Below are 23,654 nucleotides of genomic sequence, written 5' to 3'. Positions count from 1 at the left end.
CAGCGACAACGAGGAGAAACAATGACCAAACAGATAGTTGTTTGCATGGATGGCACCTGGAACGACCCGATCGAACAAACCAATGTGTATCGCCTGTTCGAGATGCTGCCCGGCAAGGAACAGTTTGTCGAGGAACAAGGACCGATCCGTTCCCATCTCAGCAAGCGCAATGAGGAACTTGCCGCCTTTTATCTGAAAAGTGTCGGCAACGGCGGGCGCACGCAGAGCCTGCTGGGCAGCACGCAGGGAATCGGCCTACACGATTGCATGATCGACGCCTATGTCCTGGTCTCGCAGGTGTACCAGAGCGGCGACAAGATCTGGCTGTTTGGCTTCTCGCGTGGCGCCTGGGCAGCCCGCAGCCTGGGCGCCTTCATCGCCCGCACCGGCCTGATCTGGGCAGCCGATGCCTTCGACGACAACGCCGCCGACATGGCCGAAAACATCTGGCTGGCCTACAAGGAAGGCCGTGGCATGAAACGCGGTGGACGTTTCTGGAAACACCACGACAAGATGCCGATCCGGATGATCGGTGTCTGGGACACTGTTGGCGAATTCGGCGTACCACAGTTCAACGGCCTGCGCATGTTCGACCGCGACGAACTGCGTTTCATGAAGTTCGCCGACCGCGAACTGAGCAGGCAGGTCGAGTACGGTCGCCAGGCCTTGGCGGTGGACGAAGAACGGGCCGACTTCCCGCCGACTCTGTGGAACGAGCGCGAGGGAATCAAGCAGGTCTGGTTCGCCGGTGTGCATGCGGACATCGGTGGCGGCTATGAACACCACGGCCTATCGGACATCGCGCTCGAATGGATGATCAACGAGGTCAACGACCTCGACGCCGGCCTACGGCTGTTGCCTGCGCAACTCAGCGAGCCGCTGGTGCCGAACGCCCTGGATGACCGGCACGACGAGACGCACAACCTGGTCTGGCGGTCACGCCCACATGACGAGCGCAAGATTCCTGACGATGCCGAACTGCACCCCAGCGTGCTGTTGCGGTTGCAGGAGCGCGCCGACTATCGCCCCAAGGCACTGGAGGACGTTTCTGCCAGCAATACCTTCTACCGGACGGACGAGGCGCCTCCCGAGGAACAGTTGCAGCCGGAACGCGAACCCCTCCCCTTCCGCAAACTGCCGATTGACGGCTCGATACGCTTTCCGGCCTACGCGCATAAATGGTGGAATGCCTCGGGGGTCGAAGTCGATGTCGGCGAGAAATACCGCATTGAAGCCAGCGGAGCGTGGATCGACAAAGGGACGCCCGCAGGTGCCGACGGCTACGAATCCACCACCTGGTTCATGGATCTTGCGAAGGGCAGCCGCCGCCTGGAAGAACGCCCGTGGTTCTCGCTGATTGCCGCCATCCATCCACGACCCGATCTGGAAGCGAACAACCCTGACTCGGAAAACGTGCTCACCGGGCTGGTCGAAAGCACCATCAACGGCGTCGCGCGCATCGACGACGAGAGCAACCTGATGGCCACCCCGAATGCTTGCGAAATCGAGATCAGCGAAGCGGGTTTCCTGTACTTCTTCGCCAACGACTCCCCGTTTTCCTATGGCAACAACAGCGGCTTCCTCACCGTCGAAGTCACCCGCCTCCCCTGGTCCCCTGAAGAAGACCAGAAACCCCTGGCGACGCCACAGTCGCTCCCCGGCAGTCTGGACGTCAAGCTGTACTATGCTCCCGGCACCTGCTCGCTAGCCGCGCACATCGCTTTGCGTGAATGCGGCCTCGACTTCGAACTGGTGCGCGTCGATATCCGCCAGCACCAGTTGGCCGACGGCAGCGACTTCAACGCCATCAACCCCAAGGGCTACGTGCCGGTGCTCGAAATCGGCGATGACGTCCGTCTCACCGAAGTTCCGGCCATCGTTCAGTACATTGCCGACCGCATTCCGGAGAGCGGACTGGCGCCACGTCCTTACACTCTCGAACGTTACCAGTTGCAGGAATGGCTGGCCTTCATCAGTGCCGAGCTGCACAAGACTTTCACGCCACTGTTCAAGCCGGATACCCCGGAGGATGACAGGCTCCGCCTCCAGGAAATCATCGCCAGCCGTCTGGGCTACGTCGAGGCCCGCCTTGCGGGCAGGAATTATCTCCTGGGCAACCAATTCACCGTCGCTGACGCCTACCTGTTCACCGTCCTTACCTGGTGCAATCGAATCGGCCTGGACATCGCGTGCTGGCCGACGCTGCTGACTTTCCAGGAACGCGTCCGGCACCGACCAAACGTCCGCGAGGCCCTGGAGGCGGAAGACCACTGAACAGGGAGCCAGTCGAGACGGAAGCACGTCACGATTCTGTTGTCCGACCGCTGCGGGTGCGGCGATATGCCGCATTTTCCGGTAAAGCCTCATCTCCTAGAATCCCGGCGATCACAACCCGGAAAAAAGTTCGCCATGCAGTTCGCCAAGATCCAGGGAAAGCGTTGGTTGCTCCGTTTCGACCGTGGCCAGCGTATCCATGTCCGTGATACCAAGGGTACTGCCTGGCGCATCGTCAGCGGTTCGGTTCGTCTGGACCGCGAGGAACCCAACGGTGAACATAGCTTTGCCAACCTCGCCATCAGAGGTGACGTGATCGGTGCCGAGACACTGCTGTTCGGAAAATACGGCTTTACGGCAACGGCGCTCACCGCCTGCGTTCTCGAATCATGGCCGGAAGGCCATGATTCTCCTGTCAGCGATTCGTTACTGCGTACGCTGGCCAAAGCCGAGCGACGCGCCGCCGAGGTCATCGCCCTGCGCTGTGGTCAGGCCGCTGACCGTGTCCGTCGCCTGGTCATGATCCTCGCACATTCGGCTGTGGAACAACCGACCCACGCGGCAGCCGAATTGCAGGTGACCCTGCCGTCACGGCAGGATATGGCCGACATCACCGCGCTGACCCTGGAAACGGTATCGCGCATGGTCAGCCAGTTGCGCCATGCCGGGGTTCTTGCTCCGCTACACCATGGCCGGCGGCTCTCACAGAGCAACTTTGCTGTACGGCAAACGCTCGGCGATACACCCTGAAACCGCAACTTCTCGCATTTGCAGGCCGGCCGGATCTGCTATATTTCCGACCAGCACGCTGATCCCCCCTTCAACCTTCCCCCCACCCGCCGACGTTGGCCGGCAGCTTCCTCGCCGGAGCTCGACCCAGGCACCCACCAGGAAAACAACCATGGCGATTTCGCTCTATGACACAAGTGTAAGGAGCTACCTGCAAACGCTGGCAGCGGTCAGCGGCTTTCTGGACCGAGGTCTTGCCTATTGCCGGGAGAAGAATCTCGACCCGGAGGAGATTGTCGAGACTCGCCTTTACCCGGACATGCTGCCGTTTCGCTTCCAGGTTCAGTCTGTTGTTCATCATTCCCTGGGTGCGATAGAGGGCATCAAGAACGGCGTCTTTCGGCCGCCAGCCGACCTCCCGGCACATGACTACCCGGCTCTGCAAGCACTGATCGTCGACGCAGGCGACGCGCTCAAGAACCTGACACCCGCGGCGATCAATGCCTATGAAGGTGGTACGGTCATCTTCGAGTTCCGTAATAACAGCTTGCCATTCACGACCGAAGAGTTCCTGCTGTCATTTTCTCTGCCGAATTTCCATTTCCACGCCACGACCGCTTACGACATCCTGCGTTCAAAGGGTGTCCCTTTGGGCAAGCGTGACTATCTGGGGACACTGCGTCTGAAAACCCGCTAGCCGGGCAGACATGATTGCAGGCCTGCCCCTGAGTGGTGGCGGCCGCCCGTCCCAGGGGGCACGCCGCCACGCCGCTGCTGCCCGCATCATCAGCACCCGGGAAGGGGTGTATGATCCGGATACCGACCAGGAGACGCAGGAGACACCAAGCATGCCCAACAAAGCGCTTTTCAGATCTTTCGGACGCTTGACCGTAGCCGCCTTCGTTGTTCTGCTTGCCGGCTGCGCCGGTGGGCCGGTGGGCACCTGGCCCGGCGACGCACAGTCGACGCAGACGGAACAAGCGCTCCCGGTGCGTATCGGCTATGCATGCTGCAACCTCCATTACAGCGGCGACTGGATCAGCGATTCCAATTACACGCAGCTTTCCTTCATCCCGGTCGGCACACCGATCACGGTCAAGAAAATAGACCGTTATCGGTATCGTGCCTATGTGGATGTCGCCGGCAGACCCATGCGCATGGGCCTGGATTACGGCCGGGGCCAGGAAACCACCGAGCAATGGGTCAACAAGGTGGTCGTTCTCGACGATCCGAGAACGCGCTTGGCCACCTTTCCACCGCTAATCCGCGAGGCCATCTGGCTTGGTCGCGTCATGCGGGGAATGACCAGGGAACAGGTGATCATGGCCGCCGGCTACCCGCAGAGCGACGAGACACCCTGGCTCGACGTCCTGTACTGGCGCTACTGGTGGGCGAGCTCCGGGCCCTATTACGTCTATTGGTCGCGCAACAAGGAGGTCACCCGGATTGAAGGCAGCCCGGAGATCCTGAGCCAGGTGACCTATCGAGGCGAATGATTCGCCCCCATGACCGGGCCATGCCGCCGAGTGATGTGATGCAGGCTGGAAAGAGGCTGCTGGCCACAGTGCTGGTACTGGCACTGTTCGGGGGGGCGCTCTGGTATGCCACGCAGGAGCACCAGGGGCAGCAACTGCAGCGGCCGGAGGCACAGGAACGTGGCGCTGTGGACAGCGTGACGGAAATGAGCGGCCTGGTGTCCGTCGACTTGGAGCCCTTTTTTGCGGACGTCCGGGTACAAAAGATCCTGCGCGAGCGCAAGTTGCCAGTCAGGGTGACCCGCGTCGGCAGCCGCGACATGGCTGCCCAGCTCGCTGCTGCGGCGATGCGTGGCGGCGGCCCTGCGGGGGGAGTGGCCGATTTCTACTTCCCGGCCGGCGTGCTGGCGGCGAATCAGATCGCCGACGAGGCCCGGAAGGCGGGCATCAACGCCACTCAGACTGCACCGTTCAACAGCCCGATGGTGGTGGCGAGCTGGCAGCCGATCGCTGCGATCCTGGTGGCCAATGGCATCGCTAGACCCAGCGGCGAGCGCGTTTATGCACTGAACATGGAGCGCCTGGTAGCGGCGATGCTGGCCAGGAAACGCTGGAGCGAACTCAAGGCGGCAGAGGCTTTTGCGGTCAACCGAGGGGTGCTGGTATCCACCACCGATGTGCGCAAGAGCAATTCGGCGGTCATGTATCTGGCACTGGCCAGCCATGCGCTGCTCGGCGAAGTGGTGACCGACCGCGCCAGCGCGAGTGCCGCGGCCGAGAAGTTGGCCGGGCTGTTCAAGCGTCAGGGCTACCAGGAGAACTATGTCAACGGCAACTTCGACGACTACCTGCAGATCGGCATGGGCAAGGCGCCGCTGGCTTTCATCTACGAATATCAGATCGTCGGTCATGCACTGAACCGGAGCAAGGCAATTCAGCCCGACATGGTGCTGATGTACCCCGAACCGACGATCGTCAACAAGTTCGTCCTGCTCGCCACCAGCGCGCGCGCTCGCGCCGTGCAGGCCGAGTTGGCCGGCAACCCCGAATTGCAAAGGATTGCGGTCGAATACGGTTTGCGCGTCGCCGACCCCGCTCTGTTTACGGCCGCCGTCAAACCCTCGGGTCTGGGGGTGCAGGAGCGTATCAGCCAGGTCATCGACCCGCCGGCCTACGAGTTGATGTCGGAGATGGTGGAGGTGCTGACCCGGGAGATGGCGAAATGAAAATCTGCTTGAGGATTGCCTTGCTGGCCGGCTTGCTCGCCATCCTGAGCGCTTGCGGCAAACAGGACTCGCCTGCTCCGGCCTCACCACCCGCCAGCCATGCGGCGCCGGTGTTCGAGGTGCTCGCCACCAGTGACCTCAAGGATGCCCAGGCGCTGGAGAAAATGGCCTTGCAGGCCACCGGCGTGAATCTGAGGTTCCGCTATGGCGGCACGATGGAGAGTACCGAAGCGGTGCTGACCGGGCGTGCCCATGCCGCCGCTGCCTGGTTCGCCAATGCCAAATACCTGCTCAGCGACAGCCAGGGCCAGAGCCGCGTCAAACTGCAGGAAAAAATCATGCTCTCGCCGATTGCGGTGGGAGTCAGCGAATCGGCTGCCCGGGCGCTCGGCTGGGACCGGCCCGAGGTCGCCGCCAAGGTGACCTGGAAGACTATCACCGAGGCCGCTGGCGCGGGCAAGCTGTTCTATGCCCTTTCCAACCCGGCCACTTCGAACCAGGGGTTCATGGCCCTGATGGGCGTCGTGGCGGCGGCGGCCGGCAAGGCCGAAGCGCTGGCGCCGGAGGATGTGAATCGCCAAGCCATCGCCACATTCCTGAAGGGTTACAAACTGAGCGGCGACAACTCCAGCTATTTGTCGGAGAAGTTCATCGAAGGCCAGGGGCCGCGCTTGAACGCTTTCATCAACTACGAAAGCTGGCTTCTGAGTCTCAACGCCAGCGGCAAGCTGCGCGAAAAGCTGCTCTTGGTCTATCCGCGCGAGGGCGTGGCCACGGCCGATTATCCCTTGATGCTGCTCGACGAAGCGCGGCGCGAAGACTATCTCAAGCTGGTCGATTGGCTGAAGGGCAAGGAAGCCCAGACCTGGCTGGCGCAGCAGACCCTGCGCCGGCCGGTCAACAGCGAAGTGGCGGCGTCATTGGCGGGCCGCTTTACCAGCTCCGGCCTGCTCGTGGAACTGCCCTTCTCACCCAACCGGCAATTGGCCGACGGGCTGATCTCGGCCTATCTGAACGAGTTTCGCAAGCCGGTGGCGTCGACCTTCGTGCTCGACGTGAGCGGCAGCATGGGCAGGGAAAAGCGGCTGGAGCGCCTGATCGAGGCGATTCACTATGTGGCGGGCGATGACGCTTCGCTGACCGGGCGCATCGCCCGCCTGAACGAGCGCGAAAAGGTCTGGCTGCTGCCGTTCTCGACCAGGCCAGGCAAGCCCGAGCTGTTCGAGATTCCAGCCGGCAAGCGTGCCGGCAAGGGTCTTGCCGCCAACCCCGAGTCAGCCGCCAAGCTCAAGGTCATGGCCGCAGTGCGTGCCTATGCCGACACCTTGCGGGCTGACGGCGGCACCGCGCTGTACGACAGCGTGTTGGTAGCCCTCCAGATGATGGCCGAACAGAAGAAGCTGCACCCCGATTACCAGTACTCGGTGATCGGTTTCACCGATGGCGAGAACTCCCATGGCCGTGGCTTCCAGGCTTTCCAGGAGGACTATGCCCGATTGTCCGAGGATGCCCGAGCGATTCCGGTGTTCATGATCCTATTCGGTGACGCCCAGGAATCCGAGTTGAAAGCCCTGGTCAAGGTCACCGGCGGGCTCGTTTTTGATGCTCGCCATACGCCGCTCTACAGTGTCTTCAAGGACATTCGGGCCTACCAGTGAGCAGCCGATGGCCAGACTGGAGCTGCCGCGCCCTGCGTGGCCTGAGCAGTATGCCCAACGGGTGCGGGCTTCTCCTGGCCGCGCTACCGCTGTTGTTGAAGGGTGCGGGCCTGCTCGGCCCCGAGGCCTACCTGCTCGCGCTGGGCGGCTATCTGGCAGGTTTTATCGCGGGCGGACTGCTGTTCGGCTTTCCCGTGCTGGGTAAAAGGCCCTGGGAGGCCGAACTGAGCTTTGACGACAATGGCGATGCCCGGCAGGTGATAGACACTGCTTTGCGTGGCATTCGCAGCCTGGTGATGCACAATCCCGATCAGTGTCTCTCGAATATCCTGCAGCAGCGAGTGCTGGGCCTCTGTGATCGACTGGAGGGTCTGCTGATCCAGTGGGAGGGCAGCAAGGGGACGCTGTCGCTGGAAGAAGAGTTTCATGCGCGCCATCTGGCCAGCGCCTATTTGCCACAGGCCTTGAAGACCTATCTGTCGATCCCGAAGGACTTCGCCAGCGAGCGCCTGCTCGAGAATGGCCGCACCGCCCACGACACCCTGGTGTTGGCGCTGGATGACTTGTCCGCCAAGGTCGGGCAGTTGGCCGATGATCTGGCCGGCCAGGACGCGCAGGCTTTTCTGGCGCATTCGCGCTTTCTGGATGAAAAGTTCGGTACGCGCAAACAGGCGCTGCGTTGAAGCGCCGGGATTTTCTGCAACCTACAGGAGGATTGGGCCATGCGCATTGACCGGCAATCCGGCACTGCCGCTGAACCTGCGTTTCAACTGACCCCGCCCGAGGTGATGGCACCGGTGCATCAGGACCAGGCCGTGGAGTTGGTCACCGTCAAACCCGAACGCTTGAGCGAAATCGAACAACAGGTGGAGAGCTTTCTTGGTGTGCTGATGTCGGCAGACCTGCATTCGCAGGACTTCAAGGACAAGCTTGATCAGACGTTTGCGCTGGGTCGACAGGAAGTATCGGTATCGGCCGCGCTGCTGCAAGGCCGCCTGCTCGAAAAGAATTTCGTCAGCGCCAAGGAGACGCCGGCTTTTCAGGCCATCTCCGAGTTGCGCGGCGAACTCGACAAGCTCAACCCTGGCAACCAGGGCAATCTGCTGGAACCCAAGCGGCTCCTGGGCCTGATTCCCTGGGGCAGTAAACTGCAGTCCTATTTCCGACGCTACCAGACGGCAGCGACGCAGATCAAGGTCATCATGGGCCAGCTCTATGCCGCGCGCGACGAAGTGCAGAAAGACCTGCTTGCACTGGAGTCACAGCGCGGCAAGATCTGGGACGGCATGCAGAAAATGGCCGAGGCAATCCGCTTCGCTGAAATGCTGGACACCCGCCTGGCGCAGCAAGTCGAGGGGCTCAGGGTCACCGATCCACTGCGTGCCAAGGCGCTCGAGCAGGAAGTGCAGTTCTACGCCCGCCAGAATCTGCAAGACATGTTGACCCAGCAGGCGGTCAGCATCAATGGCTATCTGGCGCTGGACGTGATCAAGAAAACCGGCCGCGAACTGATCAATGGCTGCACCCGTGTGGCCACCACCGGCATGAGCGCCCTGGCCGTGGCACAAACGGTGGCACGCGCCACCGGCAATCAGGTCGAGGTGATGGACATGCTGCAAGGCGTCAGCGGCACCATCGGTCGCCTGATTCAGCAAACTGGCGAGCAACTCAACGCGCATGTGTCAGGGACCACCCGGTTCGCCGAAAACCCGCTGTTGGGCATTGAAGAGATCAAGCAGATGTTTGCCCAGACCTATCAGGCGATGGACGCGATCGACGACTTCCGCAGCCAGGCGATCACGGTGATGGGCCGCAACAACGAGATTCTGCAAAGCGAACTCGCGCGCAGCCGCGAATACCTCGACCGCGTGCGGCGTGAACGCGCCGGGCAGGCGATCGGGGACACTGCGGCGAACTGAGCAGTACAGGGAAGGAGGTGCCGTCAATGACCGTGTCGACTGTCGCGAAGCCATGGCCAGAAGCTTGAACCGATGCGTTAGAGGCGATCTCCTGACGCACTGGCAAGCGCGTCCCAAGCAATGCCTGGCCTCACGGTTTGCCACCAACCGGCAAGGCGGTCTTGTCCACCACCCGGCGCAACACAAAGCTCGAATGCACACCGGTCACCCCCTGAATACCGGTAATGCGATTGAGCAACAGGTCCTGGTAGGCATCCATGTCCTTGACCACCACCTTGAGCTGGTAATCGGCGGCCTGGCCGGTAATCAGCAGGCATTCCATGACCTCGGGAATTTCCCGGATGGCCGCTTCGAGGTGACTGAAACGCTCGGGCGTATGTTGGTCCATCGAAATGTGGATCAGCGCCATCAGTGACAGCCCGAGTGCCCTGGCATCGAGCAGCGCACGGTAGCCGGTGATCAGACCAGCTTCTTCGAGGGCACGAACGCGACGCAGACAGGGGGATGGCGAAAGGCCGATACGGTCGGCGAGTTCCTGATTGCTGATGCGTCCCTCCTGCTGCAGGACCTGCAGAATCTGTCGGTCAAAGCGATCAAGGACCATAAAGTCTCCTGTGAAGAGGATTCACCGCAGAATCTGCTTTTATTATTATATTATAAGCAATTATCTGCGAAATATGTAGTGTAATGCGCACAAAAACGCAAACACCTGCCGGGCAATCCTGCGTAGCATCTGTCCTGTCAGCAAACACTCAGGAGCCCACGATCATGTTGAACAATCCTTCACTCAAGTACAGCCCTTTCCCGGCAGTCAAACTCACTGATCGTCAATGGCCGGGTCGAACCCTCAGCACGGCACCCATCTGGATGAGCACCGATCTGCGTGACGGTAACCAGGCACTTTTCGAGCCGATGAACACGGAACGCAAGATGCGCCTGTTCCGCACCCTCTGCAAGATCGGTTTCAAGGAAATCGAGGTGGCCTTCCCTTCCGCCTCACAAACCGATTTCGACTTCGTTCGCGAGTTGATCGAAGGCGGCCATGTTCCCGACGATGTCAGCATCGAGGTGCTCACGCAGGCTCGCGAGCACCTGATCCGTCGCAGCATCGAATCGCTCAAAGGAGCGCGGCGGGCAATCGTGCATGTCTACAATGCCACCTCGAAGCCGTTCCGGGAGCATGTCTTTGCGCTGAGCAAGACCGAGGTCGTGAACATGGCAGTCGCCGCCGTACACCTGATCAGGGAACTCACCGACGCACAACCGGAGACCGAATGGGTGCTGGAATACAGCCCGGAAACCTTCACTGCCACCGAGCTCGATTTTGCCCTCGAAATCTGCGACGCGGTGACTGCCGCCTGGAGAGCGACGCCAGAGGACAAGGTGATTCTCAATCTGCCGACAACGGTCGAGGTAACGACACCGAACGTCTACGCCGATCAGATCGAGTGGATGCACCGCCACCTCGCGCGCCGTGACAGTATCATCCTCAGCGTGCATCCGCACAACGACCGCGGCACGGCGGTGGCTGCTGCCGAGTTGGCGATGATGGCCGGCGCCGAGCGCGTCGAGGGTTGCCTTTTTGGCAATGGCGAACGTACCGGCAATGTCGACCTCGTCACCCTGGCGCTCAATCTGTACACGCAAGGCGTGCCGCCAGGTCTCGATTTCTCGGACATCAACGCCGTCGCACGTACCGTCGAGCACTGCAACCGTCTGCCGATCCATCCGCGCCACCCCTACGTCGGCGACCTGGTGTTCACGGCTTTTTCCGGATCGCACCAGGATGCGATCCGGAAAGGTTTTGCCGTTCAGCAGCCCGATGCCGCGTGGAGCATTCCCTATCTACCGATCGACCCGGCCGACGTCGGCCGCAGCTACGATTCGGTCATTCGGGTCAATAGCCAATCCGGAAAAGGCGGCATTGCTTACCTGCTCGAAGCCGAATACGGCATCGTCCTGCCGCGTCGCCTGCAGGTTGAGTTTTCGCGGATAGTACAGGTGCATACCGATAGCCATGGTGGAGAAATGAGCGCCGCCGACATCTGGCAATTGTTCTCCAGAAGCTATCTCGGCGTCGATCATCCCGTGCGCTACATCGAACACCACCTTTTCGAGCATGGTAGCGCCCAGGGCATCCGCCTCAGCGTCGAGATCGACGGCCGGGCGCACTTGCTGGCGGGCGAAGGCAATGGTCCCATCGATGCAGCGGTACAGGCACTGCGTGGCGCCGGTCTGATCTTGCAGGTGCGCAGCTATGAAGAACGCTCGATGAGCGGCAGCGGCAGCGATGCCAGCGCCTGTGCGTTCATGGAACTGACGCGCGCCGGCAGCGCTGGCGAATGTTACGGCGTGGGCATCGATGCGAATATCGTGACCGCGTCAATCCGTGCCTTGGTAAATGGCGTCAATCGACTGGCCGCGAGCGCTTGCGTCGGCAGCAAAACACGGGCCGCATGAATGTTCCGGGCGGGAGCACTCAAACGGCAGCCAGTATGGTCAGTGCGACGAGGACAGGCTGATGGTAAAGGTGGTACCGGCATCTGCCAGGCTGTCGTCCTGGGGGATGCCCCCAGGCCATTGGTCGAAACTGGAGAATTTCAACCCTGTTTTCCTTTGTACCGGGCATGCCAGGCAATGAATTCGCTTTCCTGCATGGGGTGGCCGTAGTGGTAGCCCTGGGTCTCGTTGCAACCCAGAGCCATGACCAGCTCCTCCAGTTTCTGGTTTTCGACACCCTCGGCGATGACCTGCAAACCCAGTTCCCGGCCAAGGACGACGATCATGCGGGCGATGCGGGTACCGTTGTCGTCGCGTTCAAGAGCGCGGACGAAGCTGCGGTCGAGCTTGAGACGGTCGGCCGGCAGCTTGTCGAGATAGGCCAGGGACGAGTAACCGGTACCGAAGTCGTCGATGGCCACCGTCACTCCCATGGCACGCAGGCGTTTGAGCAGGGCAATGACGGGTTCGAGGCCACCGACGGCGACCGATTCAGTGATTTCCAGTTCTAGATCGGCGGGTCTGCTCCGGGTCAAGTGCAGTGCCTCGCTGACCGACTCGATGAAACCCGGTTGGCGTAGCTGTACCGGCGAGATGTTCACCGCCATCCGCAGGTCCGTGCAGCCGACGACGCGAAAACGCTGCAGTGCCTGGAGGGCTGTCTGCAGCAGCCAGCGCCCCATATCGACAATCAGGCCCGATTGCTCGGCAATGGGAATGAAGCTTTCCGGCGGCACCAGAGCACCGTCCTCGCGACGCCAGCGCATCAGGGCTTCGACGCCGATGATGCGGCCAGAACTCAGTTCGATCTGGGGTTGATAGGTAAGGAACAATTGCTGCTGCTCGAAGGACAGGCGAAGATCGCGCAGCAGATGTGCGCGCTCCCGAACTGCGCTGCCGAGTTCCTGGGAGAACAGCACCGTTTGCCCCAGGCCAGCCGTTTTCGCCTGTTTCAGAGCCAGGTAGCTGTCTCTGATGTACTCGATCCCGGAACGTAGACCGCTCTCCAGCAGAGTGATGCCGACGCAGGCGGATACTGGTTGGTGCACTCCCTCGATCACGAAAGGAGTCTGAAAACAGGCCTGGATGGTTTCCCCGTTGACCGAAATTTTCGGACCCATGACCGCGAAGGCATCGCCACCGAGGCGGGCGATGAAGACGTTGGCTGGCAGGTGCTCACCCAGACGCTGGGCGGTCGCCTTGAGCAGGGCATCGCCGTAGTCGTGACCGAGCAAATCATTGGCCACAGCAAACTGGTCGATGTCAACGATGGCCAGGGCACAGCCGCTCTCCTGTTTCGTCATCGTCTGGTCGAGTTCGCAAACCAGTGCCGTACGGTTGGGCAGGCCCAACTGCCGGTCGAAGAAGGCATCACGGCGCAGTTTTGTCACCAGCTCGATATTCTTCGCACAAAGCGCGATGTTTGTGCAAAAGACCTTGAGCAGTTCCTGATCCACCTCACTGATGGGCCTGGCCGAATCGATAAAGGCCGCGAAACCCTCTGCAGGGGTCTTGGCGAAATAGAGCGTGATGTTGTTGGGTTCAATGAGGCTGCGGCGCTCCTTCAGCGCCATCATCAGTTGACCGAGAATGCGTGGGTCGTCGATCTCGCACAGGCGCCGCTGGATGAGCGCACGAAAATGGCCGGCAGCGGCGATGATGTGAAACTCGCGGCGACCATTGACCAAGGGGCTGTCCTGGGCGGCAGCACAGCAGACCAGGCCCTCCGGCTCAACGCCGAGCAAACCGGCAATCTGGGTTATGACGCCGTCGGCAAAGCTTTGCAATCCCTGCTCGGCGATGAACTGGTTACTGGCGGCGACGATCTTTTCCAGACCCCTGCGGGTGGCATCCAGGCGCAGCAATTGGTCGTAGGAACGAATCGCCGTGGTGAGGGTGAGGAACAGCCTGTTCTGGGTCAGTTCGCTCTTGGTCTTGTAGTCGTTGATGTCATAGCGGGTGATCGTTTCGGCTTCCGGTGCCTGGCCCGGCTGGCCGGTACGCAAAATGATGCGACAGTTGGCCAGCTTGAGCTCGTTGCGAATGATATCGACCATGCGTAGGCCGGCATCGTCGCTTTCCATGACCACGTCGAGGAGAACCACCGCAATTTTTTCCGTGACCCGCAGAAGGGCCACAGCCTCGGCTCCCGAACTGGCATGAAACAGCGCCAGAGGACGATCGAGAATGATGATATTGGCAAGAGCGAAGCGGGTTGCCTCATGAACTCCCGGATCGTCGTCCACCACCAGGATTCGCCACGGACAGGCCGCTCCGTCTTTATCGCTCCAAGGTCCGTCGTCTTCGACGAAGACCAGTTCATCATTCACATCATGCATGCCCGCTCCTCCCTGTGGCAAAGGGTCTGGTGTCCGATGTCCAGATACGCTCAACAGGTATGGTTAGCGCGGCATCTATTGTCAGCAAATTTCGGATCCGGCTCAAGAGTTCCGGGGACAGGCATGTTGCCATCGGATCAGTCTCCCGACATTCCAACAGCGCCAGCCCGAGGAATGCCGCCGTATCAATGCCGAAGAACTTTTCTGGAAGCGCTTATAGATTCGACCCGAATCTCTCTTGAATCATGAGGAACGTCTGGCGAAATGCCCGGCAGGCGCATTCGCTTTCCACGATCTCTGCCCTCGACGGCAAAAACCGGCGGCCAGACGTTACAGTGACGGCATGCACTACCGCTAGCCGTCTGCAGAATCCTTCTTCGCTTCAGCGTTTGCCGACCCGTTTGGCCAGTTTGTCGATCAGCTTGCGCAAGGCCCGCTCGTTGACCATGCCCCTGGCTTTCCCGACCTCCAGCCAGCGCCGTTCGCGGTGGCTCTCTTCCCACTCGTCTTCGGGAACGCTTTCGCTGACTTCCATTGGAAATACCGCCACATGGCACACACCGCCCCATTTCTTGTAATCGTAATGGCCAATCGGCTGCTCGTCGAGGCGACCGCGCACGCCGGCCTCCTCCAGTGCTTCCTTGCCGGCTGAATCACGCAAGGACAGCTCGGGTTCCTTGACACCCTTGGGGATCACCCAGCGAGTTCCCTTGCGCGAGGCGATAACCATGATTTCCAGTTGGCCATCGATCCGACGATAGGGGAGCACTGCCGACTGGGTAAAGAAGTAGTCAGGAACCGGACCCTGCGGCTCGTCGTCCATGGCCAGATCGTCCGGCACCTGTCCTGGTCGGGTGACCGAGACCAGAGTGGCGCAGCCTGGCTCGAGCTTCGTCCAGTCTTCGATCATTCCCAATTGGGCGAGTGCCGAAGTCGGCAGCACCTTGCCATCGTCCGGAACCTCGATCTGGCCTTCGTTCAGATAATCTATCAGTTCTTCGAGCCCCGGATTATGTCCGACCACCATCACCCGGTGGGCACTCTTCGGGCAATCGGCCAGCGCCGCCAGCAGATCTTCGACTGGCGCCGCATAGAGACGGTCGTCCCAGCGCACTTTGCTCAACGGCACCCCCATCGCCTTGCAGGCAGCCGTCGTCGTGGCGCGCGCGCGCTCGGCCGTGGAACTGAGCACCGCGTCCGGTACCAGTTTCTGGCGCTTGATCCAGGCCCCCATTTTCTGGCTGCCGAGACGACCTCGTTCGACCAGCGGGCGCTGAAAATCCTCGTGACCGGTGCTCCAGTCCGACTTACCGTGCCGCAATACCAGCAATGTCTTTCCCTTCATGGCGAAACTTTCCCCTCAGTGTTGGTCAACGAGGACAATCCCGGAATCCCGGCGCAGTCTCTCCTCACGACGCTATGATAAACGATGGTTCACGCCGGCGTGCCATCAACAATACGCGCAGAATCGGCATCCCGGCATTTTGGCATCCCATAGCCTGCTGTTGCTAGCGGTGTCTGCGCTGGCGTCTTGCTGGCCAGCGCAGCTGGCAGGTTTGCCCCGCCACCAGACATGCCTGAGCTCCGCAGCAGGCTGACCGAGGAGGATTGCCGCTTTCATGGTTTGCGCCAGGTGATGCGGTAGATGGCTCCGGCGTAATCGTCAGAGACCAGCAGCGAGCCGTCGGGCAGAGTTTGCACGTCGGCCGGGCGGCCCCAGGCCGATTGATTCTGCAGCCAGCCACTGGCGAAGGTCTCGTAGGCGACGGCGCGCCCCTCCTGCACGCGCACCAGACTGATGCGGTAGCCGATCTTGCTCGAACGGTTCCATGAGCCGTGTTCGGCAATGAAGATCTGTTTGCCGTACTCGGCGGGAAACATGCTGCCGGTGTAGAAGCGGATGCCGAGGCTGGCGACATGGGGGCCGAGCTTTTGCGCCGGCAGCTCGAATTCGCTGCATCTGCGTTGCGCGCCGAATTCCGGATCTGCCAGTTCGCCGCCGTGGCAGTAGGGAAAACCAAAATGCATGGCCGGGCGCGGGGCACGGTTGAGTTCGTCCGGCGGCGTGTCGTCGCCCAGCCAGTCGCGGCCGTTGTCGGTGAACCACAGGACACCGTCCTCGGGGCTCCAGTCGAAACCGACACTGTTGCGCACGCCACGGGCAAAGATTTCACGGCCCGATCCGTCGGCATTCATCCGCAGGATGACCGCATAGGGATCGCCGGGGGCGCAGATGTTGCACGGCGCACCGACGGGAACGTAGAGCTTTCCGTCCGGCCCGAAAGCGATGAACTTCCAGCCGTGATGGGTATCCTTCGGCAGTGAATCGGTGACGATGACCGGCGCCGGCGGCTGATTGAGCCGACGGTCGATATCATCGTAGCGCAGGATGCGATTCACCGCCGCGACATATAGCGCACCGTTCTTCCAGGCCAGGCCGGTCGGTAATGGCAGGCCGTCGGCGATGCGCGTGACGGTGCCAGCGCGATAGGCGGCATCGAAGCGCACCGCATGCACCTTGCCGGCGCGCATCGAGCCGACATAGAGGATGCCGCCGTTGGCATCGACACCGCCGAGCGCCATCTGGCGGGCATTGTCGACACGCGCCCAAAGCTCGATGGCAAAACCTGGCGGCAACTTGATGGTTTCCAACGGCAGCGCCGCGGCCACACTGGCCCATGCCAAAAGGGTAAAGGTAAGCAATGTTCTCATGGCGGGAGCAAGTTCTTCATGGCAGGGGTCGGCACGGGCCCCTTACCAGCCGGGCAATCCACCGTGCGGGCCGGCAGGCGACTTCCGTGGGTTCTCGGTCAACTGGCTGGCCTGACCCCTTCAGCGCCGCAGATACGACAGTTCCTTTGGCAGCACCACGTTGTTGCCGAAACCATCCTCACCGTAGCCAACCCTGGCCAGGACGTCCACATCGGCCAGGACGCGCTTGTCGCCGATGAAGGTAACGGTCAGGTCGGTGCGGATGTCGAGTTGTCCCGTGGCCTGCAGGCGTGCGATCTCGGCAACGGTGTTTTCGAGGACACCACCCTCACGGCGACCGATTTCGTCAGAGATCTCCAGCGGCTGGCGGTAGAGAATCACCTTGCCTTCGCCGGACAGCCGATGCACGATGGCCAGCACGGCGGCAGCGATCGCCGAAGGCTCCAGTACACCATCCTGGTCGGGATGAACGCGGGCGATTTCCGCCGCCAGCCAGCGCCGCTTGCGAGCATTGATGGTTTCGTTGGCGCGGAAGAGGTCGAGCGGCGAGCCGGCGTCGAAGAGCTTGCCGTCCAGATCCATCTGCACCTCGCTGCCGTAATGCGCGACGATGCGCGCCACCAGATTCGATGGCCGCACGTGGAAGCCCCGGTAGCTGGGCACCGGAACCTCCAGCCGCCCCGGCTCGGCGTAGCGGCGCAGGATGTGCTGGCTGAGGCGCTGGCCGCCGTCCAGAACATCGCTCGAGAAAGCCATGGCGTAGGCGAAAAGGGTGGCCATGATGGCGTCGGTATCGACCACCGGCCGTTCGCACAGCAGACCATCGCCGGTCTGCGGGCTGACGTGCCGCTCGTAGTAGTGGGCCAGGTCAGTGGCGATCTTGAGAAGATGATAGATGACGCTGGCGTGGCCGCGCAGGATCGACAGCTCCGGGTCCGAGGTCTCGACCCAGGTTCTGGAAACATGGGTATCGTAGAGTGACTGCAGATTGTGGAAACGGAAGCTGAGCTGGCGCAGACGTTCCTCGCTGACCGGATCCGGGAAGCAATGCGCATAGTCCTGCGGCGGCACGCGGGCCGAAGTGCGCAACAGCTCGCTTTCCGCCGCCAGATTGAGGAACTCCGTTGCCAGGTAGGTGACGGTGATGCTCGCGTCGGTGGTGATGCGGTCGTCGCGATTGCGAGCCAGGCGACCAGGCGGCAATTGTTCGGCAAAATCCTCCGGAGTCGGAACGATGTCGGCGATCGCGACACCGAGCAACCGCGCTTCCTCCAGCAGACTGGTGGCCACCGCGCTGACAACGCTGCCCACCAGGCACAGGCGTTCGCCCGTCGCCGCATGGAAATCGGCGTCCACCGCCAGCAGGCGGTAGGTCGGCAGGCGACGCTGCACATGCGCCAGGGTCCGTCCGATGCGTGCGAAGTTGCGCAGCGCCGCGACCAGGGCCCGCAAGCGGCTCCAGCGGCGGTTCTGGGAAGCTCCGTATTCGTCGAGCAGCTCTTCCATCTGGCTCGATTCGAGTAGTAGCCGACCACTCAGCAGCCGCGTCAGAGCGAGCTCGCCGACCCCCCCTGCAGTCAGGCCGCGGACGAGTTCCAGCAGTGGCCGGCAGCGTGCGCGGATCAGCTCGCGAAACTGCTGGTCGTCGATCAGCCGCTCTCCCGTCTCCGCGTCGGGGAAGTCGCGGCCGCTTGAATCGTTCATGATGGTCAACACTCTCTTATGCTTCACCGATGTCAGGGTGGATCCGCAGAGCGCATGCGCGCCAGGATGATGGCGGTTTTTCTGGCCAATCCCGGTGCGTTGCGGTTACGGTCGTAAAAGCGCGGGCTGGGGACCATTCCGGCCAGCCTCGCAGCTTGCTCGGGTGAAAGCTGCGAGGCGGAAACGCCATAGTAATGACGCGCGGCGGCGTCGGCTCCGAAAACACCGTTGCCCCACTCGATGACGTTGAGATAAACCTCGAGGATCCGTTGCTTGCTCCATACGGATTCTAACATCAGCGTGATGACTGCCTCTTCAGCCTTTCGCCACGGGGTCTTGGCGGGTGTCAGAAAGAGGTTCTTCGCGAGTTGCTGCGAGATCGTCGATCCACCGGCGACGACACGTCCCTTTTGTTGATTCCTTTCGATGGCGTGCTGGATGCCTTCCCAGTCGAAGCCCTCATGGTCGACAAACTTGGCGTCCTCGGCCGCGATGATCGCACGTTTGAGATTGATCGAGATGCGCTCGTAGCCGACCCACTGCTTTTTTAGTTGCGCCTGTGGATCCTTGACTTGCGACTCCTCAAGGCGAATGTTCATGAAACGAGTGGTGTCCGGGTTGACCCAGTTCCACCACAGGACCCATCCAAATAGCCAGAACTGGTAGAGCAGCAGCAGCGCGAAGCAGCCGAGAAGCAGCCGCTTGGCCCACAGCAACACGAAACTCATCCGGTTGTGACGACCTTCGTAGCCCCGGCGCGTCGCATGATGCCCCTCCCCATGGCGAAGGCAGGAGGTTTGGGCTTGAAGTGGTCGAGCGGCTTGCCGAATACGTAGTCACCAGTGCTCATCGCTTGCCGGCCTTGGTTTCCAGGCTGTCACGCTGAGTGAAGTTGAAGGTTCGGGTAAACGTCAGAATGTCGGTATCGTGCCGGATGGCGGGTGGGAATTCGGCGAACGGTGCGGCCATGGCAACGATCCGCCGCGCTGCGTCGTCGAGAATACGGTGCCCTGAGGAACGGTTGATCTCGATTCCGGCGACCGTGCCGTCGCTCCTGAGAGTCACCGTCATGACCAAGTTGCCGTACAGTTTGCCCCGCGCTGCTTCCGGGTAATTGAGCGTGCCGACGTGCTCGATCTTTCGCCGCCATTCATCAAGGTATTGTGCATCGCGGTACTCCACTGCGCTGGCGCCGATGAATCTCTTGCGTGGCCGCTTGTTGTAGTCGTCGAGTTCCTTGGCGATCTCGCCTTCGAGACGTGCCATCGCCAAGGCGCTTTGCGCCAGGTCGCGACCGCTGACATTGTGCACCGGATCGGGCTGTGCCTCCTTCTCGGCTTTCGCAGCGACCATGGTCCTGCTCTCCCTTTGCGCCACCAGTCGCTGCTGATGCGCTTCGAGGGCCTGGACGCGCTTTTGCGAGTGTTCGAGGTCGTCACCCACCTGATGTCTGGGGGTAGCCGGCAAGGGTGTCCTGGCTCGGCGATCCTGCTCGGTATTTCCGCCATGGTCGAGATTGGCCTGCGCTTGCACCTGCGCGTCGGCAGGAGCGCGAGCTGAACGGCTATTGACCAGAATGATGTCGAAGGCGCGGTCCTTGATAACGCGCGAGGGATCCGGGTAACTAAAGTGCAGCGACAGCAGCAGACCATGCAGAAGCAGCGAGGCCGCGAGTGCCAGCCCCAGAGCATGTGTTGCCAACCAGCGTACAACCATTTCACGCGATCCGGCGCTCACCTCAATCGACCGCCTCCAGGACCTCCGGAGCCTCCTCTGCGGCATTCTCGATACGGGCTCCTGCCACGGCGACGGTTTCGAGATAGCGACAGCCCAGTGCCAGGGTCAGATAGTCGACCGACTCGATACGCAGTCGGATACGCTGGCCGGGTTTGAGTTCCGGTGCCGAGGGTACTCGCTGTACCAGCGGCAGATGGTCAAGCCTGGCGAGATTCTCGCGGCCGATCGTTGCCCCGATGCGGTCGATTCCTTGTTGGCGCAGCCAGCGCAGGCACCAGTACCGTTCCATGTTGCGCTGAAATTCGGCGTAGGCGCTGTAGGTCAGCTCGAAATCGCGCATTGCGGTGAAGAGGGTGTCGGAACGTGCCGCGAACGGTGGTGTCTCTCCCCGCAGGCTGGCAATCAACTGCCACTGGTTGATCAGGTCGACATAACGACGCAGCGGCGACGACGACCAGGCGTACTGTTTTACCCCGAGGCCCTCGTGCGGCTGCGGCGAAGTGCTCATGCGCACCTTGCCGCCGGTCTGTACGCGATAGATTGCGGGCACGCCCCGTGCTGCCAGCAGCCCGCCCCAGGTGCTGTTGGCAACAATCATCAACTCGGCGACCAATTTGTCGAGCGGGCTGCCACGCTTGCGTGCGGAAATCTCGATTCGGCAGGCCTCGGCATCTCCGAGATCGCCGTCGACCCGGAAGTTGTAGTCAAAATGGCCTTGCACCGCCGAAGGCTTGCCGCGTCGGCCTTCGCAGGCGTTGGCGAGGTGCCAGAGGGTCAGCAGTTGATCATGGAAGGGAAACTCGGGCAGACCATCGGCAATCGTCTGCTCGTTGAACAGCGGTTCGATGTCGTGGTGGCGTAGGTTGGCGACCACAGGAACGATTTCGATGCGCGACTCGTGGGCCGTAATCTCGAACTCGGGGCTGACCGTGAGATACAGCGAAATGGCGGGGCAGTCGCGGCCACTCGAAAGGGTGAAGGAATCCAGTACCGTATCCGGCAGCATGGTGATCTTGCTGCCCGGCAGGTAGACCGTCGACAGCCTGGCGCGCGCGATGTGGTCCAGTGGCGACCCCGGTGCGATACCCAGCGACGGTGCTGCAATGTGGATTCCGACCCGCCAGCCCAGGCCAGGCAGTGTCTGCAGGGAAAACGCGTCGTCGATTTCGGTCGTTGTCGCGTCGTCGATCGAAAAGGCCTGCACATCGGCACGCGGTAGACCGACCGGTAGTGCCGGTGCCGCCGTCACCGGGAAAGCCGTACCGTGCGGGAACTGTTCAAGCAGGAAATGCTTCAGGTGATAGTCGTGTGCCGAGCGGATGCCGCCACACTTTTCGAGCAACTGTACTGCCGACAAACCCGTTTCACTACACGCTGCTTCGAGTGCCTTGGTCTCGTTGCGGTTGCGGTCAGGCTTGTAGAGCAATTGGTTGAGGATGGGCAGAAACTCGGGGGGCAAGGAGAAGGCCTTGAGTTCTCCAACCATGCGCTCGATGGTCAGGGCTTGCTGGCGTTTCCTTTCGAGGCCGGCAAGGGCGGCCTGGAGAATCTCGGTCGGTGCCTTGCGGAAACGACCTTTGCCCTTGCGATGAAAATAGATCGGCGCCGCATGCAGGGCCAGAAGGAGCGCAGTGGCTTCAAGCGCCGTGGCGATGTGACCGAAGTACTCGTTGGCAAAATCAGAAAAAGAAAACTCGCCGTCACCGACACACTCCCATAGAAATTCGGGCTCGATATCGGCAGCCAGTGCTTCCGCCTGATCGAGCAGTCCCGTCGCTGCCGGTTCGCTGTAGCGCAACAGGACGTTTGCCGACTTGATTTTGCTGCGCTTGCCCGAGGCCGTTTCGACCTGCAACGAGGTCTCGTTGTCGGTCACGATGGTGGCTGCCTTGAAAGCCCCCTCTTCTTCGAATAGAACATGCATTGCAGCGATTATAGCCTACAGAATTCAATGATTTGCGGTACAAGATCAGGGAAGCGTGTAAAGCTGTGATCGCCCCCGGCAAGAACCATCTGGCGACAGCCGGCGTAGCGCGCGACAGCCTGACGGTAGTCGAGCACCTCATCTCCGGTTTCGATCAGCAATAGATAGCGCGCAGCCGTTACGATCGGCGTGTCGAGCGCGCGCAGTTGGTCGACGTGCGCCAACGTAAACTCGAAGGTCTCGCCGGTATGGAAGTTGCGATGCGTGCCGACCATCCCGTCGAGCAGCATCGGTGCCATGACTGCCGGGTTGATCAGGACTGCGCGCAAGTCGTGCTTTTCGGCCAGCCAGCTGGCATAGAAGCCCCCCAGCGAACTGCCGACGAGCGTCGTTGGACCGTCGTTGCCGGCCAACAGCGCCTCGACCCTGGCAATCGCCGTCAGCGGCACCGGCGACAACTGAGGGCACTGGAAACGGTCACCAAAACCGATCTCAGCCAAGCGTTCACCGAGCAACCTGGCCTTCCAGGACGCTGGCGACGAGCAGAAGCCATGCAGATAAAGAATGTTTGGAGTCGTCACTTCAGTAGGTCCAGGAAACCCAGTTGTAATGCCAGGTGAGCAGCACGACGATGCCGAATACAATGCGGTACCAGGCGAAAATCGAAAAATCGTGCGTACTGATGTAGCGAAGCAGCCCGCGCACTGCCCAGAACGCCGAGATGAAGGCGGCCAGAAAACCGACGACCCACATTCCCAGGTCGTCGAAGGAGAGTAGTGCGCGTTCCCTGTAGAGCTGGTAGAGGGTGGCGATGATCAGCGTCGGAATCGCCAGGAAAAACGAAAACTCGGTAGCTGCACGGCGCGACAGGCCGAAGAACAGGCCACCGATGATCGTCGCTCCTGATCGCGAGGTGCCGGGGATCAATGCCAATGCCTGTGCGCAGCCGAGCTTGAAAGCGTCGGTCAGCGACAGATCATCGACCGATTCGACGCGAATGCGATGTTCGCGCCGCTCGGCCCAGAGAATGAGGAAACCGCCCGCAATGAAGGCTAGCGCCACCACCGGCGCGTTGAACAGATGCGCCTTGATCGTCTTACCGAACAGCAGGCCGATGATCGCCAGCGGCAGGAAGGCCACCAGAAGATTGAGTGCAAAACGCTGCGCGGCACGTTCGCTGGCCAGTCCGAGCAGGACCTGCGAGAGCTTCGCGCGATACTCCCAGCACACCGCCAGGATCGCGCCGGACTGGATGACGATCTCGAATAGCTTGCCGCGCTCATCGTTGAAGTCGAGCAGGTCGCCAGCGAGGATCAGGTGGCCGGTCGATGATACCGGCAGGAACTCGGTGAGGCCTTCGACAAGACCGAGAATCAGCGCTTTCAGCAGGAGCAACAGGTCCACAGAGGGCTTTCGACAAAAAGCGGCATTCTAGCACCTAGCAGCCTGTCGGCCTTT

Annotated in this window: 19 protein-coding genes; 9 read left to right on the top strand and 10 right to left on the bottom strand. The window is 61.3% G+C overall.

Annotated elements, in window-relative coordinates; all coding sequences use genetic code 11:
- Nucleotides 1–21 precede the first annotated feature (21 nt).
- The 8 genes from gstA (at nucleotide 22) to AW06_RS09305 (ending at nucleotide 9,281) form a co-directional block, all read left to right on the top strand.
- Complete coding sequence (gstA, locus tag AW06_RS21475; protein WP_324545241.1) at nucleotides 22–2,274, top strand: glutathione transferase GstA; 2,253 nt, start codon at nucleotides 22–24, stop codon at nucleotides 2,272–2,274.
- 135 nt (nucleotides 2,275–2,409) lie between these two features.
- Complete coding sequence (locus tag AW06_RS09335) at nucleotides 2,410–3,024, top strand: Crp/Fnr family transcriptional regulator (protein WP_138677383.1); 615 nt, start codon at nucleotides 2,410–2,412, stop codon at nucleotides 3,022–3,024.
- Nucleotides 3,025–3,175: 151 nt separating this feature from the next.
- The gene (locus AW06_RS09330) at nucleotides 3,176–3,700 is read left to right on the top strand and encodes a DUF1993 domain-containing protein (protein ID WP_034949057.1); all 525 of its coding nucleotides are present in this window, start codon (nucleotides 3,176–3,178) and stop codon (nucleotides 3,698–3,700) included.
- Nucleotides 3,701–3,710: 10 nt separating this feature from the next.
- Nucleotides 3,711–4,499 (top strand): hypothetical protein, encoded by a 789-nt coding sequence (locus tag AW06_RS20300; RefSeq protein ID WP_138677385.1) that lies wholly within the window; start codon nucleotides 3,711–3,713, stop codon nucleotides 4,497–4,499.
- Nucleotides 4,500–4,537: 38 nt separating this feature from the next.
- Nucleotides 4,538–5,704 carry a hypothetical protein gene (locus AW06_RS09320; RefSeq protein ID WP_171047213.1) on the top strand — a complete coding sequence of 389 codons (1,167 nt, stop codon included), beginning with the start codon at nucleotides 4,538–4,540 and terminating at the stop codon, nucleotides 5,702–5,704.
- Nucleotides 5,701–7,362, top strand: a complete 1,662-nt coding sequence (locus AW06_RS09315; protein ID WP_034949056.1) for a vWA domain-containing protein — start codon at nucleotides 5,701–5,703, stop codon at nucleotides 7,360–7,362. The genes AW06_RS09320 and AW06_RS09315 overlap by 4 nt, the downstream gene beginning before the upstream one ends.
- 50 nt (nucleotides 7,363–7,412) lie before the next feature.
- Nucleotides 7,413–8,045, top strand: coding sequence for a hypothetical protein (locus tag AW06_RS20295; protein ID WP_273704557.1), 633 nt, complete (start codon nucleotides 7,413–7,415; stop codon nucleotides 8,043–8,045).
- Between the two features lie 39 nt (nucleotides 8,046–8,084).
- The gene (locus tag AW06_RS09305; protein WP_273704556.1) at nucleotides 8,085–9,281 is read left to right on the top strand and encodes a toxic anion resistance protein; all 1,197 of its coding nucleotides are present in this window, start codon (nucleotides 8,085–8,087) and stop codon (nucleotides 9,279–9,281) included.
- 130 nt (nucleotides 9,282–9,411) lie between these two features.
- On the opposite strand, the gene AW06_RS09300 is transcribed toward AW06_RS09305, so the two are convergent.
- Nucleotides 9,412–9,885, bottom strand: a complete 474-nt coding sequence (locus AW06_RS09300) for an Lrp/AsnC family transcriptional regulator (protein WP_034949055.1) — start codon at nucleotides 9,883–9,885, stop codon at nucleotides 9,412–9,414.
- A 164-nt stretch (nucleotides 9,886–10,049) separates the two neighbouring features.
- On the opposite strand from AW06_RS09300, the gene leuA reads away from it, so the two are divergent.
- Entirely contained in the window at nucleotides 10,050–11,741 is a 1,692-nt protein-coding gene (gene leuA, locus AW06_RS09295) for a 2-isopropylmalate synthase (protein WP_273704555.1), read from the top strand.
- A 140-nt stretch (nucleotides 11,742–11,881) separates the two neighbouring features.
- Here the strand turns inward: leuA and AW06_RS09290 are convergent, their stop codons facing one another.
- The 9 genes from AW06_RS09290 to AW06_RS09245 all read right to left on the bottom strand — a co-directional run bounded on the left by AW06_RS09290 (nucleotide 11,882) and on the right by AW06_RS09245 (nucleotide 23,600).
- Nucleotides 11,882–14,119 (bottom strand): EAL domain-containing protein, encoded by a 2,238-nt coding sequence (locus AW06_RS09290; protein ID WP_034949053.1) that lies wholly within the window; start codon nucleotides 14,117–14,119, stop codon nucleotides 11,882–11,884.
- 382 nt (nucleotides 14,120–14,501) lie between these two features.
- Nucleotides 14,502–15,464: a histidine phosphatase family protein gene (locus AW06_RS20290; RefSeq protein ID WP_138677389.1), complete on the bottom strand. Its 963-nt coding sequence runs from the start codon at nucleotides 15,462–15,464 to the stop codon at nucleotides 14,502–14,504.
- Nucleotides 15,465–15,736: 272 nt separating this feature from the next.
- Nucleotides 15,737–16,831 (bottom strand): PQQ-dependent sugar dehydrogenase, encoded by a 1,095-nt coding sequence (locus tag AW06_RS09275; RefSeq protein ID WP_034949051.1) that lies wholly within the window; start codon nucleotides 16,829–16,831, stop codon nucleotides 15,737–15,739.
- A 120-nt stretch (nucleotides 16,832–16,951) separates the two neighbouring features.
- On the bottom strand, nucleotides 16,952–18,535 hold the full coding sequence (locus tag AW06_RS09270) for a hypothetical protein (protein ID WP_138677390.1): 1,584 nt from the start codon (nucleotides 18,533–18,535) through the stop codon (nucleotides 16,952–16,954).
- Between the two features lie 32 nt (nucleotides 18,536–18,567).
- Nucleotides 18,568–19,263 carry a monofunctional biosynthetic peptidoglycan transglycosylase gene (gene mtgA, locus AW06_RS09265; protein ID WP_034949046.1) on the bottom strand — a complete coding sequence of 232 codons (696 nt, stop codon included), beginning with the start codon at nucleotides 19,261–19,263 and terminating at the stop codon, nucleotides 18,568–18,570.
- Between the two features lie 118 nt (nucleotides 19,264–19,381).
- Nucleotides 19,382–20,251: a TonB family protein gene (locus tag AW06_RS09260; RefSeq protein ID WP_034949118.1), complete on the bottom strand. Its 870-nt coding sequence runs from the start codon at nucleotides 20,249–20,251 to the stop codon at nucleotides 19,382–19,384.
- A gap of 22 nt (nucleotides 20,252–20,273) precedes the next feature.
- On the bottom strand, nucleotides 20,274–22,196 hold the full coding sequence (locus tag AW06_RS09255) for an RNB domain-containing ribonuclease (RefSeq protein ID WP_034949045.1): 1,923 nt from the start codon (nucleotides 22,194–22,196) through the stop codon (nucleotides 20,274–20,276).
- An 8-nt stretch (nucleotides 22,197–22,204) separates the two neighbouring features.
- Nucleotides 22,205–22,777 carry a YqiA/YcfP family alpha/beta fold hydrolase gene (locus AW06_RS09250; protein ID WP_273704554.1) on the bottom strand — a complete coding sequence of 191 codons (573 nt, stop codon included), beginning with the start codon at nucleotides 22,775–22,777 and terminating at the stop codon, nucleotides 22,205–22,207.
- 1 nt (nucleotide 22,778) lies between these two features.
- A complete protein-coding gene (locus AW06_RS09245) occupies nucleotides 22,779–23,600 on the bottom strand; it encodes an undecaprenyl-diphosphate phosphatase (protein WP_034949043.1) in 822 nt (273 codons plus the stop codon).
- Nucleotides 23,601–23,654 lie beyond the last annotated feature (54 nt).

Source organism: Candidatus Accumulibacter cognatus (genome assembly GCF_000584975.1).
GTDB classification, from domain to species: domain Bacteria; phylum Pseudomonadota; class Gammaproteobacteria; order Burkholderiales; family Rhodocyclaceae; genus Accumulibacter; species Accumulibacter cognatus.
This window is presented reverse-complemented; position numbering and strand designations above follow the sequence as displayed.

Excerpts from the sequence above, each read along its gene's own strand:
- gstA (WP_324545241.1), top strand. The coding sequence starts at position 22 with ATGACCAAACAGATAGTTGTTTGCATGGATGGCACCTGGAACGACCCG.
- AW06_RS09335 (WP_138677383.1), top strand. The coding sequence starts at position 2,410 with ATGCAGTTCGCCAAGATCCAGGGAAAGCGTTGGTTGCTCCGTTTCGAC.
- AW06_RS09330 (WP_034949057.1), top strand. The coding sequence starts at position 3,176 with ATGGCGATTTCGCTCTATGACACAAGTGTAAGGAGCTACCTGCAAACG.
- AW06_RS20300 (WP_138677385.1), top strand. The coding sequence starts at position 3,711 with ATGATTGCAGGCCTGCCCCTGAGTGGTGGCGGCCGCCCGTCCCAGGGG.
- AW06_RS09320 (WP_171047213.1), top strand. The coding sequence starts at position 4,538 with ATGCAGGCTGGAAAGAGGCTGCTGGCCACAGTGCTGGTACTGGCACTG.
- AW06_RS09315 (WP_034949056.1), top strand. The coding sequence starts at position 5,701 with ATGAAAATCTGCTTGAGGATTGCCTTGCTGGCCGGCTTGCTCGCCATC.
- AW06_RS20295 (WP_273704557.1), top strand. The coding sequence starts at position 7,413 with ATGCCCAACGGGTGCGGGCTTCTCCTGGCCGCGCTACCGCTGTTGTTG.
- AW06_RS09305 (WP_273704556.1), top strand. The coding sequence starts at position 8,085 with ATGCGCATTGACCGGCAATCCGGCACTGCCGCTGAACCTGCGTTTCAA.
- AW06_RS09300 (WP_034949055.1), bottom strand. The coding sequence starts at position 9,885 with ATGGTCCTTGATCGCTTTGACCGACAGATTCTGCAGGTCCTGCAGCAG.
- leuA (WP_273704555.1), top strand. The coding sequence starts at position 10,050 with ATGTTGAACAATCCTTCACTCAAGTACAGCCCTTTCCCGGCAGTCAAA.
- AW06_RS09290 (WP_034949053.1), bottom strand. The coding sequence starts at position 14,119 with ATGCATGATGTGAATGATGAACTGGTCTTCGTCGAAGACGACGGACCT.
- AW06_RS20290 (WP_138677389.1), bottom strand. The coding sequence starts at position 15,464 with ATGAAGGGAAAGACATTGCTGGTATTGCGGCACGGTAAGTCGGACTGG.
- AW06_RS09275 (WP_034949051.1), bottom strand. The coding sequence starts at position 16,831 with ATGAGAACATTGCTTACCTTTACCCTTTTGGCATGGGCCAGTGTGGCC.
- AW06_RS09270 (WP_138677390.1), bottom strand. The coding sequence starts at position 18,535 with ATGAACGATTCAAGCGGCCGCGACTTCCCCGACGCGGAGACGGGAGAG.
- mtgA (WP_034949046.1), bottom strand. The coding sequence starts at position 19,263 with ATGAGTTTCGTGTTGCTGTGGGCCAAGCGGCTGCTTCTCGGCTGCTTC.
- AW06_RS09260 (WP_034949118.1), bottom strand. The coding sequence starts at position 20,251 with ATGGTTGTACGCTGGTTGGCAACACATGCTCTGGGGCTGGCACTCGCG.
- AW06_RS09255 (WP_034949045.1), bottom strand. The coding sequence starts at position 22,196 with ATGCATGTTCTATTCGAAGAAGAGGGGGCTTTCAAGGCAGCCACCATC.